Source organism: Rhizobium sp. MHM7A (assembly GCF_005862215.1).
Classification (GTDB): Bacteria; Pseudomonadota; Alphaproteobacteria; order Rhizobiales; family Rhizobiaceae; genus Rhizobium; species Rhizobium bangladeshense.
In genome coordinates this window covers 256,247-269,330 of sequence record NZ_VCHT01000008.1, presented here as the reverse complement: position 1 = coordinate 269,330, position 13,084 = coordinate 256,247, and the positions used below count along the sequence as shown (strand labels likewise).

Sequence of the window (13,084 nt, the reverse complement as noted above, 5' to 3'; positions counted from 1 at the left end):
AAACGGCACGAGGAACCGTTATGACTTGCCTACTAGCCGACCGACCCCACGACCCAGGAGATGCGGCGGACCTGAGCATCATGGGGTATCGACAGCTCCTCTGCGGGAGCGCTTCTTTTATGAGCCGATAATTTGCGCAGAAATGAAAGAAAATCAACAAATTCTTAATGATGAATTTTCTGAGCTTGATTCTATGGTTAAAAGTCCAGTTTTGGCACATACAAAGATTTGACGGCTGTGCTTGATGACAAAGCCTAGCCGTGACGAAGTCGAAGAAATTCGACAATATAACATGATAACTTAAGCATCCCCTCCCCTTACGTAAGGTGATGCCGCCGCGCTCTATTTCAGTCTGTTGGCAGTGGACATAATTTTATAGTCCGCATTTCATTTTGAGCGGGCCTCCAGCATGCCGGAAACTGTCGCACCGCAGCATATCCGCAGCAACGCCGGGAGTCCATTTTTGGGCTATCGGATTGCAGAATTTTCAGGCTGTGCCGCACGGGCGAAGGTTAAAGATCCGTAATAAACCGCTTACCGCAGTGGAAAACCCGCAAATGGAGCGTATGGCCACCCAGAGTGATTCGTCAGGCAGCCGCAGCGACCACGCGATTGCGGCCGGTATTCTTGGCCTCGTAAAGAGCAAGATCGGCCTGCTTCATTAGTTGGTCTGGGGTCAGCACCGCGCCAAAGCGCGAGGCGATGCCGAAGGAAGCGGTAACGCTCAGCGCTTCACTTGATCGCTTCAGCATGAAAGGGGCGCTTTCGACAGCCGCGCGGAGACGCTCGGCGACAGCGGCGGCAACTTCCGGAGAGGTGTCCGGCATTACCACGACGAATTCCTCCCCGCCGTAACGGCAGGCGAGATCGGCGCCGCGGATAGTAGAACGGACGCGATTTGCGAATTCGCGCAACACTTCGTCGCCGCCGTCATGGCCGTAGGTATCGTTCACCTGCTTGAAACGATCAATATCGGTAATCAGCACCGAAAGCGGCCGTCCCCGCGCCATCGACCGGTTGAAGAGCACGTTCAGGTGATTGTCGAGATAACGTCTGTTGTAAAGGCCAGTCAGCGGATCGGTCACCGCAAGCTCGATCGTCTGCTTGACGCTGGCGCGCAGTCGATCATTGTAACGCTTTCGACGGATCTGCGTCAGGCTGCGGGCGACGAGCTCGTTAGGATCGACGGGACGAATGATGTAATCGTTGACGCCGAGATCAAGAGCGCGGACGACCATGTCGTCAGCGCCCTGCTCGGTAATGATCAGGATCGGCAGAAAGCGCGTGCGCTCCAACGAGCGCAGTTGGGAGCAAAGGCGAAGCGGATCGTGATCGTCGAAATTGGCATTGACGATAACGAGATCGAACGTGTTCTCGGCCGCCTCGAACAGGGCGGCCTGCGGATCGGATAGCGCAAGCACATCGGCAACGGGCTTCAGCGCCCTGATGATGCGCTCTTGCGAATTGGCGCGGCCATCGACCAATAGGACCTGGCCGGCCTCGTCGCCACGACCCTCGCCTGCCCGCATGAGATCGCCCATGCCCATGGTATGAGCGGTGTCGGCGCGGATGCGCAGCTCGTCGCTCAATGTCTTCAGCCGCAGCAGGCTCTTCACCCGCGAGATCAGCTGCAGATCGTTGACCGGTTTGGTGAGAAAATCGTCGGCGCCGGCCTTCAGACCGCGTACGCGATCGGCCGGCTGGTCGAGTGCGGTGACCATCACGACAGGAATATGGGCAGTCTTCTGACTGGCCTTCAGCCGCTCGCAGACCTCGAAACCATCGATACCGGGCATCATGATGTCGAGCAGGATCAGATCGACCTGGTTGCGTTCGCAGATCGCCAGCGCTTCATAACCGTCGGCGGCGGTCATCACGTCGAAATACTCCGCAAGCAGCCGCGCTTCAAGCAGCTTCACGTTGGCCGGAATATCGTCAACCACCAGTATTCGCGCGGTCATAAGCGTCTTTCCGATGCGTCAGGCATCGCCCAGATAGGTCTTGATCGTCTCGATGAATTTCGGAACCGAAATCGGTTTGGAGACATAGGCTTCGCAGCCGCCCTGGCGGATCCGTTCCTCATCGCCCTTCATCGCGAAAGCCGTCACGGCGATGACGGGAATGACGTGCAACTCGTCGTCTTCCTTCAGCCATTTCGTGACTTCGAGGCCGGAGACCTCCGGCAGTTGGATATCCATGAGGATGAGGTCGGGACGATGCTTGCGCGCCAGATCGAGCGCCTCCATGCCATTTCTGGTTTGGATCGTGGTATAGCCGGACGCCTCGATCAGGTCGCGAAAGAGCTTCATGTTGAGCTCGTTATCTTCTACAATCATCACCTGTTTGGGCATGACAAGCTGTCCCTACGTCCGTTCGCGCAGCGGTTCGTCCCATGAGAAATGCACATGCGGATGAATAGCTCCGTGAAACCGATAGCGCACGCTACCCGTATTTGGTTGAAGAAAAGGTAACTTACCCCCCGAAATGCAAAGCAACTTCAAGACCTCGAAACAACAGGCGGCCGACCCGCACGAGACGGCGATTGCCGTGCTCGGCTGGCTTGCCGCCGATCCCGACATGTTCGGCCGCTTCCTCGCCCTCACCGGAGTGGCGCCCGAGCAGGTGCGCAACGCGGTCAACGACCCGGGGTTCCTCTCAGGCATGATGGATTTCCTGATGAACCACGAGCCGACGGCGATGGCCTTCTGCACGGCGAGCGGTCTTAGCCCGGAGACGGTGACCGCCGCCTGGCGGCATTTCTCCTCGCCGGGGCTCGATTCGGGGGAATACTGAGCGTGACCGAGCTCGATGTTTCGCACATTCACCTCGGCAAGCGGCCGCTCATCGTTTGCGACGTCGATGATGTCGTGCTGCAGTTCATCGACCCCTTCCAGCACTTTCTTCAAAGCCTGGGTCACGAATTCCTGCCGCGATCGTTTCGACTTCACGGCAACATCGTTTCGAAAGCGGACGGCACGGAGATCGAGGGCCAACGGGTCAGCCGGCTTATCGAAGATTTTTTCGACGCGCAGGAATTGTGGCAGACGCCGGTCGACCGCGTCGTCGAAACGCTTGGCCGGCTTTCGAAGGAGGCCGATATCCTTTTCCTCACGGCGATGCCGCCACGGTTCCAGGTTCAGCGCCGCCGGCTGCTGGACAGCGCTGGCCTGCTCTATCCGCTGCTTGCCAGCGAGCAACCCAAGGGGCCGATTGTTCACGCGCTGCATGCCAGCCGCTCCTTTCCCGTCGTCTTCATAGACGATATGGCGCACAATCTGCACTCCGTCAGGGAATACATGGCCGATTGCCTGCTCATTCACCTAATGCCGGATTCGCCCGTCCATCGTTTCGCGCCGGCGGCAGCCGACGACATCACCCGTGCTGCCGACTGGGGACATGCGGCCGAGCTGATCGAAGCCCATTTCCTTTCCGGCGCCTTCCATCGCGCAGTTCCAGCCGCATGAGCGGCCGGCCGTCCTTGCGTCTGGCAATCGTCTTGAAGCCGGCTGCGTCGAAGATTGCCGTCGAGCCTATGCAGAGCGTCACCGATTTCGACTGCTTCACATGATCGATCGGGCAAGCTTCGACCAACCGCGCTCCCTGGCACCGCGCGTAGTCGATCGCGCCGGCAAGCAGCCGATGGCTCATACGCCTGCCCCGCAGTTTGGGCAGCAGAAAAAAGCAGCTCACCGCCCAGATGGAGGGATCATGCGCATCGTCCTCGTCCAGTGGCCGCGAGACGGTGCGCGGTGAATTGAACTGCGGCACGTCGTGGCGCGGCCCGACCTGCACCCATGCGACCGGTCCGCCATCGTCATAACAGAGGATCCCAGGCGGCGGTCCCGCCTCGATCCGCTCCCGCATATGCGCCTTGCGCTCGTCTGCCGTCATCGCAGTCCTCATCGAATGCGGCAAGCGCAGCGCGACACACCAGCAATTACAAAAAGCCCCCTGAGGGCCGAACAAGGTTTCGAAGTCGCCCCACCGTTCTGCCGTCACCGGCTCGAAACGAAAATCTTTATCCAAAGGCAAAGCTCCCGCCCTCTCTTGTGACTCGCCAGCTTAAGGCGTAGTGTCGCGGCGTTCAACCTTTGTTCTCACCATGACCGCCGCGCCTGACAAGACACCCGGCTTCTGTCGCGACTGCCTTGCCGAGCAGAAGGCTGAGGCGCGCCGCTGCATTTCTTGCGGCAGTCCGCGCCTAGTGCGCCATCGCGAGCTCTATGCGCTGACACTTGCGCATATCGATTGCGATGCCTTCTACGCAGCCGTCGAGAAGCGCGACAATCCCGAACTTGCCGACAAGCCCGTTATCATCGGCGGCGGCAAACGCGGTGTCGTCTCCACTGCCTGCTATATCGCCCGCATCCACGGCGTGCGTTCCGCCATGCCGATGTTCAAGGCGTTGGAGGCATGCCCCCAGGCGGTCGTCATCCGCCCGGACATGGAGAAATATGTCCGGGTCGGTCGCCAGGTACGCGCGATGATGCAGGATCTGACGCCGCTGGTGCAGCCGCTGTCGATCGACGAAGCATTCCTGGAACTTGGCGGCACCGAGAGGCTGCATCACGACCCGCCGGCGCGCACGCTCGCCAAGTTCGCCCGCCGCGTCGAAAAGGAGATCGGCATCACCGTCTCCGTTGGGCTTTCCTATTGCAAATTCCTCGCCAAAGTTGCTTCCGATCTGCAGAAGCCGCGCGGCTTCTCCGTCATCGGCCGCGAGGAAGCGATTGAATTTCTGGCGCCACGTCCCGTCACCACGATCTGGGGCGTCGGCAAGGCCTTTGCCGCGACGCTGGAGGCGGATGGCATCCGCACGATCGGCCAGTTGCAGCAGATGGAGGAGAACGACCTGATGCGCCGCTACGGCAGCATCGGCCAGCGGCTCGCCCGGCTGTCGCGCGGCATCGACGACCGCGAGGTGCATCTCAACGATGCCGCCAAGAGCGTTTCGGCAGAAACGACCTTCTTCGACGACATTGCACGCTACGACGATCTGGTGCCGATCCTTCGCAATCTTTCGGAAAAGGTTTCCTGGCGGCTGAAGAAGAACGACATTGCCGGGCAGACTGTGGTGCTGAAGATGAAGAGCGCCGACTTCAAGACGCGTACCCGTAATCGCAAGCTCGAGGATCCGACCCAGCTTGCCGACAGGATCTTCCGCACCGGGCTCGAGCTTCTCGAAAAGGAGACGGACGGTACGAAATTCCGCCTGATCGGCATCGGCGTCACCGATCTCGGCGACGCTGCCCGCGCCGATCCGCCGGATCTCATCGACCGGCAGTCGGGACGGCGGGCGGCAGCCGAAGCGGCGATGGACAAGCTGCGCGACAAATTCGGCAAGAACACAGTCGAGACCGGTTTCACCTTCGGCGGCAGCAAGCGCGATCGCTAGAGCCTTTCCTGTTAGATTGAAGCATTCTGCCGGAGCAGGTTTTCGTCAGGGCAAAGGCGATTGGCGACGGGCATCCCCAAGGTACGTCCGAGCCGATCGCCTTTGATCCTGGCTAGAGATGCCCCGCCCCCACGCTTCGCCGTGGCGAAGCGACAAGTGCGTCCGGCGATTCTGCGGGAGGTTGGCTGAAACGGGCCGCCTGATCGACGACCGGCTTGGCCGTAGGGCTTGGCTACGACGCGCGCCGGCCGGTCGACCATCCGACTCCGTTTGAGCCAACAGAATGCTTCAATCTAACCCGGAAAGGCTCTAGAACATCTCTGCGAGGCCCATACAGAACAATGGCCTAAAGCAAACCGCTCAGACTTTGATTCACCGACATGCCTTGCCATTGTCTTCTGCGCGCCGATATCGCGGAACTGCTGCAGCCCTCCGGGCGAACGAACGACCTAGGGTTTAAAACCTTCCTTAAACTTCGTCCCATAATGTGCCGGACCAGTATTGCGTATGGTTGGGTATCATGGTCTCGCGTCTCGTCTTCGGCCTCGGCTTGCTGTCGGCCACCGCCCTCGTACACCCTGCTTTTGCCGCGGAAGCACGGACCCTGCAGATCTTCGTCTCGAAGAACAAGCAGTCGCTTGTGGTTTATGATGGCACCGAGGTCGTCGCCACCTCGAAGGTCTCGACCGGCAAGGAAGGCCACACGACGCCGAGCGGCATCTTCTCCGTCATCGAAAAGAAGAAGTACCACGAATCCAACCTCTATTCGAACGCGCCGATGCCTTTCATGCAGCGACTGACTTGGTCCGGCATCGCACTGCATGAATCCAATTCGGTGCCGCGCCATCCGGCTTCGCACGGCTGTGTGCGCATGCCCGGCGCCTTCGCAAAGATGCTCTATGGAATGACCGACGCCGGTGTTCCGGTCATTATCAGCGACGGCGAACTGGCGCCGCAGCCGATCGACCACCCCAATCTTTTCCATCCGGACTCGCCGGCAGCGATGCCGCTCCTCTCGGATGTCGAGCTGCGGCCCTCGATACCAAGCTATCCCGAAGCACCGGTGCAGGTGGCGATGAACAACACGGCTGTAATGCCGATGCCGGTTGCGCCCGAGGAAGCCAAGGCGCCATCCGAGCCGATCAGCATGCTCATCACGCGCCGGACGCTGCGCGAAACGGTAATCGACATCCAGGCCCTTCTCAACCAGCTCGGCTTTTCTGCCGGCGATCCGGACGGTCTGCTCGGTCCGACGACCGTGCAGGCAATCAAGGCTTTCAAGGCGCTGCGGTTTACAGAATTTGCCGGTGACAGGAACCTGATCTCCGACAACCTGCTCAAATCGCTCTATGCGGCGGCCGGCAGGGGTGAGCCGCCGAACGGCGTCATCATGGTGCGACAGTCCTTCGAGCCGATATTCGAGGCGCCGGTGATAATCGCCGATCCGAGCCTGGCACTCGGCACGCATTTCCTGACGCTGCATGCGATCGATGCGACCGCCGGCACGGCGGACTGGCTCGGAGTGACGCTCACGAACAATCTCTCCCGTGAGACGATGAAGCGGCTCGGCATCACCAATCAGGAAAGCTCGATCATCAGCGGCCGGCCCGTCGCCAAGGCGCTCAGTCGAATCTCGATTCCGGACGAAACCCGTCACCGGATCGACGCGTTGATTTCGCCCGGCTCGACTTTGACAATCTCGGATACGGGCATCGGCTCCGAAACAGGCGAAGGTACCGAATTCATTACTGTCACCCGCGAGAACTGAGACCTACCAAAGCTTCTCGACGGCGCGCTCGTCGTAGCTTCGGCGGGCCGCAATAATCTTTGCCTGGTTCGCTTCCGTCCAGACGACGAGCGCCTTGATCGTATCGTGCAGCGTGCAGCCGAGATCCGTCAACGCGTAATCGACCCTTGGCGGCACCACTGGATAAACCGTCCGCTCGATTAGACCGTCACGCTCGAGCTGACGCAACGTCGTCGTCAGCATGCGCTGGCTGATGCCATCAATACTTTTGCGCAGTTCGGTAAAGCGAAGGGTGCGCTTTTCGAGCAGCGCAATGACCAGCAGCGACCATTTGTCGGCAATGCGATCGAGGATCTGACGCACCTCGCACTCCTCCCGCGCATCCCACTGGTGGATGTCGTAATCGCGCTCGGTGCTGCAGCAGTCACTCGGTGAGTTTGAAGTGCCTTCTTCCATGGGTTCGAACCATGCCCTATGTCAGCCTTGGTTACAATAGGGAACCGAGGATCAATATGTAACCATCCTCGTTCTTCCCTGCTTCACGCATAAGGAACTTCATGATGTCTACAAGTCCTCCCTTGGCAGCAGAGAGCGCGAGAATGGGCGCCGGAGCTGCCGGTATGCTGACCGTGCTCTGTGGCGCGATTTTTCTCGAAGGTGTCGATGCGGCCATGCTCAATATCGCCCTGCCCTCGATCCGGGCCGAACTCGGCCTTTCGACGACAACATTGAGCGCCGTTGTCTCGGCCTATGTGCTTGCCTATGCCGGCCTGATGCTGCTCGGAGGGCGAGTCGCCGATATGTACGGCAAGCGCAAGGTCTTTTTGACGGCGCTCACGGTATTCCTGCTGTTTTCTGGTCTCGGCGGTTTTGCGACCGAGGGCTGGATGCTGCTGGCGGCTCGCTTCGTGACAGGTGCGGCGGCTGCCTTCATGACACCGGCTGGCCTTGCCCTTATCAACGGCAACTTTCCAGAGGGACCGCAGCGCAACAGGGCCGTGCTGATCTATGCCGGCACCGCCTCGGCCGGCTTCTCGCTCGGCCTTGTCATTGGAGGGCTTCTATCAGCCATCGGCTGGCGCTGGGTGTTCTTCGCACCGGTGATCTTCTCCGCTATCCTGCTGCTGGCCGGCATGAAGCTGATCGTAGAGAAGAAGGAAGACGCCGCCCAGCGGCAAAAATTCGACATTGCGGGCGCGCTGACGTTGACCGGCGCCATGTTGCTTGCCGCCTATGCGCTGACACGGATGGAACACGCGGCCAACGATCTGACTTGGACGATCGCGGCAGCAGGGGCGAGCATGGTGCTCTGGTTCGCCTTCGCTCTCACTGAACGCAAGTCGCGCGCGCCGCTGATAAGGCTCGGGATTTTCCGATCTGCCGTTCTTGTGCAAGCCAATCTCGGGGCGATGCTCTTTACCGGCGCCTTCTTCGGTTTCCAGTTCGTCGTCTCGCTTTATCTGCAGGAGCTACTGGGCTGGTCTTCCTTCGAAACCAGCCTCGCGCTGATCGTTGTTGGCATGGATGCCATTCTGGCTCCGCTGCTCACGCCCCTGCTCGTCGAACGCTTTGGCAACGGACGCGTCGTACTTGGCGGCTTTGCTTTCGCCATCGCCGGCTACGCGCTCTTCCTCGGCATGGGCCTCGACTGGACCTATGCCGCCATGTTGCCGTCAATGGTTCTGCTCGGCCTCGCCTTCTCGTTAGGCTATGGACCGCTGACGATCATCGCGACGGAAGGTATTGCCGAAGACGAACAGGGGCTGGCAAGCGGCCTGGTGAACACCTCGTTCCAGTTCGGTGCAGCCTTGGGCCTGTCCGCCGTCAGCGCCGTCGGCACGCTTGCCCTCGGCGATGGTGACAGCCCGTCCGAACGGCTGGACGCACTGCGGACTGCCCTGATCGTGCCAGTCGGAGCGACGCTGATCGGCATGGTCATCATGGGCTTTGGCAGAGGCCGCTGTGCGGACGCGTCATGCCGGCTACGGGCCGGCTGAAAGCAAAGGACAGGCAGCCGGGCTTGTCCCGGTTGCCCTGTTCGTCAGACAAGTTCGACGTCAACGACGCCAGGGGCGGCGCGAAGGGCGGCCGCGATCTCCGGCGTGATGCGGTATTTCTCCGGCAGCGCCACTTCCACCTCGCGTTTGCCCTCCTCCTTGATGACGATGAAGGAAACCAGGCCGTCGCCCTTGGCGTTCAGATGGCCGGCAACCATTCTCAGCGGTCCGGAATCTCTGACATAGACGCGCAGCGCCTTCTGCATCTGCAGCGACTTTTCCTCAAGCGACTGGATCGTCTGGATACGCAGGCCGATGCCCTCCGGCCGCTCCTCCCCGGTCGCGGTCAGCAGGAAGGATTTTCCGGACTCGAGCACATCGCGATACTGGTTCAGCATCTCCGAAAACAGCACCGCCTCGAACTGGCCCGACGAGTCGGAAAAGACGATGATGCCCATCTTGTTGCCGGTGCGGGTCTTGCGCTCCTGCTTCGAGATGACGGTGCCGGCAAGGCGTGCATTGGCAGCCCCCTGCTTGATGGCCGCAGAAAACTCGGCAAAAGTCTGTACACGCATCTTCTGCAGGATGTTGCTGTAGGAATCGAGCGGGTGCGCCGTGAGATAAAAGCCCAGCACCTGGAACTCCTTGAGCAGCCGCTCCGAAGCCAGCCAGGGTGAATAGGGCGGCAAGGAGATCTTCTCCGGACCTGACGTCAAGGTACTGCCGAAAATATCCGATTGGCCGCTCAGCTTGTTTTCCTGGGCGCGCTGGGCATAACCGAGGATGCGGTCGAGGCCGGCCGCCAACTGGGCGCGGTCGGTGCCGAAACAATCGAAGGCGCCGGCATAGATCAGGCTTTCCAGCACGCGGCGGTTCACCTGGCGCGGATCGATGCGCAGACAGAAATCCTCGATGCTGGCGAAGGGCTTGTCGCCACGCACCTCGACGATATGGTCGACGGCGGATTCGCCGACGCCCTTGAGGGCGGCCAGCGCATAGTAGATCCGGTTGTCGCCGGTCTCGAAATGGCGGAAGGAGGTCTGCACCGAAGGTGCGATCACCTCGATGCCGAGGCGTTTGGCATCTTGACGGAAATCATTGACCTTTTCCGTGTTGGACATGTCGAGCGTCATCGAAGCGGCGAGGAACTCGACCGGGTAATGCGCCTTCATATAGGCCGTCTGGTATGAGACGATGGCATAGGCGGCGGCATGCGACTTGTTGAAGCCGTAATTGGCGAATTTCGCCAAGAGATCGAAGATGACGTCCGCCTGCGGCTTCTTCACACCGTTCTTCACCGCGCCATCGACGAAGCGCTCACGCTGCTGGTCCATCTCGGCCTTGATCTTCTTACCCATGGCGCGGCGCAGAAGATCGGCTTCACCCAATGAATAGCCGGACAGGACCTGGGCGATCTGCATCACCTGTTCCTGATAGACGATGACGCCCTGGGTTTCCTTGAGCAGATGGTCGATCATCGGGTGGATCGATTCCACCTCCTCCTCGCCGTGCTTGCGGGCATTATAAACCGGGATGTTCTCCATCGGGCCCGGGCGGTAGAGCGCCACCAGCGCGATGATGTCCTCGATGCAGTCCGGCTTCATGCCGATCAGCGCCTTGCGCATGCCGGCACTTTCCACCTGGAACACGCCGACCGTCTCGCCACGCGACAGCATCTCGTAAGTCTTCTTGTCATCGAGAGGAATGGCCGCAAGATCGACTTTAATGCCGCGTTTGGCGACGAAATCGACGGCGACCTTCAGCACGGTCAACGTCTTCAAGCCGAGGAAGTCGAACTTGACGAGGCCTGCCTGCTCCACCCATTTCATGTTGAACTGGGTGACGGGCATGTCGGAGCGCGGATCGCGATACATCGGCACGAGCTTGGACAGCGGGCGGTCGCCGATGACGATGCCGGCAGCATGCGTCGAGGCGTGACGATAAAGCCCTTCAATCTTCTGGGCGATGTCGAGCAGACGCGCGACCACCGGCTCCTTCGCCGCCTCCTCCTGCAGCTTCGGCTCCTCCTCGATCGCCTTGGAGAGCGGCGTCGGATTGGCCGGATTGTTCGGCACGAGTTTGCAGATCTTGTCGACCTGGCCGTAAGGCATTTCCAGCACGCGGCCGACATCGCGAAGTGCGGCGCGTGCCTGCAGCGAACCGAAGGTGATGATCTGCGCCACCTGCTCGCGCCCATATTTCGCCTGAACGTAGCGGATCACCTCTTCGCGGCGGTCCTGGCAGAAGTCGATGTCGAAGTCAGGCATCGAGACGCGTTCCGGATTGAGGAAGCGCTCGAAGAGCAGCGAGAAGCGCAGCGGGTCGACATCGGTGATCGTCAAGGCATAGGCGACCAGCGAACCGGCGCCCGAACCACGGCCCGGACCGACGGGAATATCATGCTGCTTGGCCCACTTGATGAAGTCGGAAACGATCAGGAAGTAACCCGGGAAGCGCATGCGCTCGATAACGCTGAGTTCGAACTCGAGGCGCTCGCGGTAATCCTTTTCCTCGTAACCCGGCGACATTCCGAGCGTGGCAAGCCGCATGTCCAGCCCTTCCACCGCCTGGCGGCGCAATTCGCCCGCCTCGGCGCGTTCGGCCTCCTCGGCATCGTCGGTGGCGCCAGTGAAGCGCGGCAGGATCGGCTTTCGCGTCTTCAACACGAAGGAGCAGCGCTTGGCGATCTCGATCGTGTTATCGAGCGCTTCCGGCAGGTCGGCAAAGAGCTTGGCCATCTCGGCCCGGCTCTTTAGGTAGTGATCCGGCGTCAGGCGAAAACGGCTGTCGTCGGAGACGATGGCGTTATGCGCAACCGCCATCAGCGCATCATGGGCGTCGTAATCGTCGCGAGCCGGAAAGAAGGCTTCGTTGGTGGCGACGAGCGGCAGGTCATGCGTGTAAGCAAGCCTGACGATCTTCTGCTCGTGCCGCTTGTCGTAGGTGCCGTGCCGCTGCAGCTCGACATAGAGTCTGTCGCCGAACAGACGCTTCAGCGTGAGCAGCCGGGCTTCCGCCTGAGCGGGATGGCCTTCCCTGAAAGCCGCGTCAACCGGCCCAGTCAGGGCGCCGGTCAAGGCGATCAGCCCTTCCGTGCCTGCCTCTTCCAGCCAGGAGGCTCTGATATGAATGGCCTGGTTGCTATCACCGCCGAGATAGGCGCGGCTGACGAGATCAACCAGCCTTTCGTAACCGGCGTCCGTCGCCGCAAGAAGAACGATCGACGGCAGCTTGATCAGTGCCTGCTGACCGCCGCGCTTTTCACTTTCCAATCCGTCTTCCATGTCGATCGAGACCTGGCAGCCGATGATCGGCTGCAGGCCCTCGTCCATTGCCTTCTGGGAGAATTCAAGGGCGACAAAGAGATTGTTGGTGTCGGTGATGGCGATCGCCGGCTGGCTGTCGCCGGTCGCCTTGTAGAGGATCTTCTTCAGAGGCAAGGCGCCCTCAAGCAGCGAATAGGCGGAGTGGACCCTCAGGTGGATGAAACCCGGCTCGCCACCGGTCGCCTCACCAATTGAACCCTTTTGCGTCTCCGCCATGATATGCCTTTCAATCAGCCGAAATGAATCGGACGCATTGTCGGCATTGAGGGCGATGATGTCCAGAAGAAGACCGGCGTGCGAACCGCATGACTGCCATGCGATCCCCCGAAAACTTTAAATCGCGATGACGATAAGCGAGAAGCTGGCAACGAACATTGCGATGGAGGTGAATGCTGCGATATCACGGATCATGTCAGTCATCTGGCTCTCCTTTACTCGTTATGTATTCAATTTGTTCCATGTATGTTCCCATGTCAACAGGAATCTTTTCCTCCCCGCTTGCCTTTGAAGAAATGCCGCTTGCGAGCCGCGAATCGAACCTCGCATCGCGCCAGTCTTGACATGTTCTCCAACCGGCCCTGCATCGCCTGGACGAACCGGTCGGGCCAACGCATCCTGT

Annotated in this window: 9 protein-coding genes and 1 pseudogene; 5 read left to right on the top strand and 5 right to left on the bottom strand. The window is 60.3% G+C overall.

Annotation, left to right across the window (positions count from 1 at the left end):
• Positions 1 to 587: 587 nt before the first annotated feature.
• Both FFR93_RS25045 and FFR93_RS25040 read right to left on the bottom strand, forming a co-directional pair.
• Complete coding sequence (locus FFR93_RS25045; RefSeq protein ID WP_138395148.1) at positions 588 to 1,961, bottom strand: PleD family two-component system response regulator; 1,374 nt, start codon at positions 1,959 to 1,961, stop codon at positions 588 to 590.
• Between the two features lie 18 nt (positions 1,962 to 1,979).
• The gene (locus FFR93_RS25040; protein WP_003547430.1) at positions 1,980 to 2,351 is read right to left on the bottom strand and encodes a response regulator; all 372 of its coding nucleotides are present in this window, start codon (positions 2,349 to 2,351) and stop codon (positions 1,980 to 1,982) included.
• Positions 2,352 to 2,484: 133 nt separating this feature from the next.
• On the opposite strand from FFR93_RS25040, the gene FFR93_RS25035 reads away from it, so the two are divergent.
• Positions 2,485 to 2,793 carry a DUF3572 domain-containing protein gene (locus FFR93_RS25035; protein WP_064706948.1) on the top strand — a complete coding sequence of 103 codons (309 nt, stop codon included), beginning with the start codon at positions 2,485 to 2,487 and terminating at the stop codon, positions 2,791 to 2,793.
• Positions 2,790 to 3,464, top strand: coding sequence for a hypothetical protein (locus tag FFR93_RS25030; RefSeq protein ID WP_171049255.1), 675 nt, complete (start codon positions 2,790 to 2,792; stop codon positions 3,462 to 3,464). The genes FFR93_RS25035 and FFR93_RS25030 overlap by 4 nt, the downstream gene beginning before the upstream one ends.
• On the opposite strand, the pseudogene FFR93_RS25025 reads toward FFR93_RS25030, so the two are convergent.
• A pseudogene (locus FFR93_RS25025) lies at positions 3,445 to 4,026 on the bottom strand (GNAT family N-acetyltransferase); the annotation flags it as partial. The gene FFR93_RS25030 and the pseudogene FFR93_RS25025 sit on opposite strands and share 20 nt — an antisense overlap.
• A 76-nt stretch (positions 4,027 to 4,102) precedes the next feature.
• Between FFR93_RS25025 and FFR93_RS25020 the strand changes: the two are divergent.
• Together FFR93_RS25020 and FFR93_RS25005 are read left to right on the top strand one after the other, a co-directional pair.
• On the top strand, positions 4,103 to 5,395 hold the full coding sequence (locus FFR93_RS25020; protein ID WP_138395146.1) for a DNA polymerase IV: 1,293 nt from the start codon (positions 4,103 to 4,105) through the stop codon (positions 5,393 to 5,395).
• Between the two features lie 520 nt (positions 5,396 to 5,915).
• Entirely contained in the window at positions 5,916 to 7,163 is a 1,248-nt protein-coding gene (locus FFR93_RS25005; protein ID WP_138395145.1) for a L,D-transpeptidase family protein, read from the top strand.
• 3 nt (positions 7,164 to 7,166) lie between these two features.
• On the opposite strand, the gene FFR93_RS25000 is transcribed toward FFR93_RS25005, so the two are convergent.
• A complete protein-coding gene (locus tag FFR93_RS25000; protein ID WP_138395144.1) occupies positions 7,167 to 7,598 on the bottom strand; it encodes a helix-turn-helix domain-containing protein in 432 nt (143 codons plus the stop codon).
• 104 nt (positions 7,599 to 7,702) lie between these two features.
• On the opposite strand from FFR93_RS25000, the gene FFR93_RS24995 reads away from it, so the two are divergent.
• A complete protein-coding gene (locus FFR93_RS24995; protein ID WP_138395143.1) occupies positions 7,703 to 9,139 on the top strand; it encodes an MFS transporter in 1,437 nt (478 codons plus the stop codon).
• Positions 9,140 to 9,183: 44 nt separating this feature from the next.
• Here the strand turns inward: FFR93_RS24995 and dnaE are convergent, their stop codons facing one another.
• Entirely contained in the window at positions 9,184 to 12,681 is a 3,498-nt protein-coding gene (dnaE, locus tag FFR93_RS24990) for a DNA polymerase III subunit alpha (RefSeq protein ID WP_138395142.1), read from the bottom strand.
• Between the last annotated feature and the right edge of the window lie 403 nt (positions 12,682 to 13,084).

Coding starts and splice junctions, on each gene's coding strand:
- FFR93_RS25005 (WP_138395145.1), top strand. CDS start 5,916: ATGGTCTCGCGTCTCGTCTTCGGCCTCGGCTTGCTGTCGGCCACCGCC.
- FFR93_RS24995 (WP_138395143.1), top strand. CDS start 7,703: ATGTCTACAAGTCCTCCCTTGGCAGCAGAGAGCGCGAGAATGGGCGCC.
- FFR93_RS25040 (WP_003547430.1), bottom strand. CDS start 2,351: ATGCCCAAACAGGTGATGATTGTAGAAGATAACGAGCTCAACATGAAG.
- FFR93_RS25045 (WP_138395148.1), bottom strand. CDS start 1,961: ATGACCGCGCGAATACTGGTGGTTGACGATATTCCGGCCAACGTGAAG.
- FFR93_RS25035 (WP_064706948.1), top strand. CDS start 2,485: ATGCAAAGCAACTTCAAGACCTCGAAACAACAGGCGGCCGACCCGCAC.
- FFR93_RS25020 (WP_138395146.1), top strand. CDS start 4,103: ATGACCGCCGCGCCTGACAAGACACCCGGCTTCTGTCGCGACTGCCTT.
- FFR93_RS25000 (WP_138395144.1), bottom strand. CDS start 7,598: ATGGAAGAAGGCACTTCAAACTCACCGAGTGACTGCTGCAGCACCGAG.
- dnaE (WP_138395142.1), bottom strand. CDS start 12,681: ATGGCGGAGACGCAAAAGGGTTCAATTGGTGAGGCGACCGGTGGCGAG.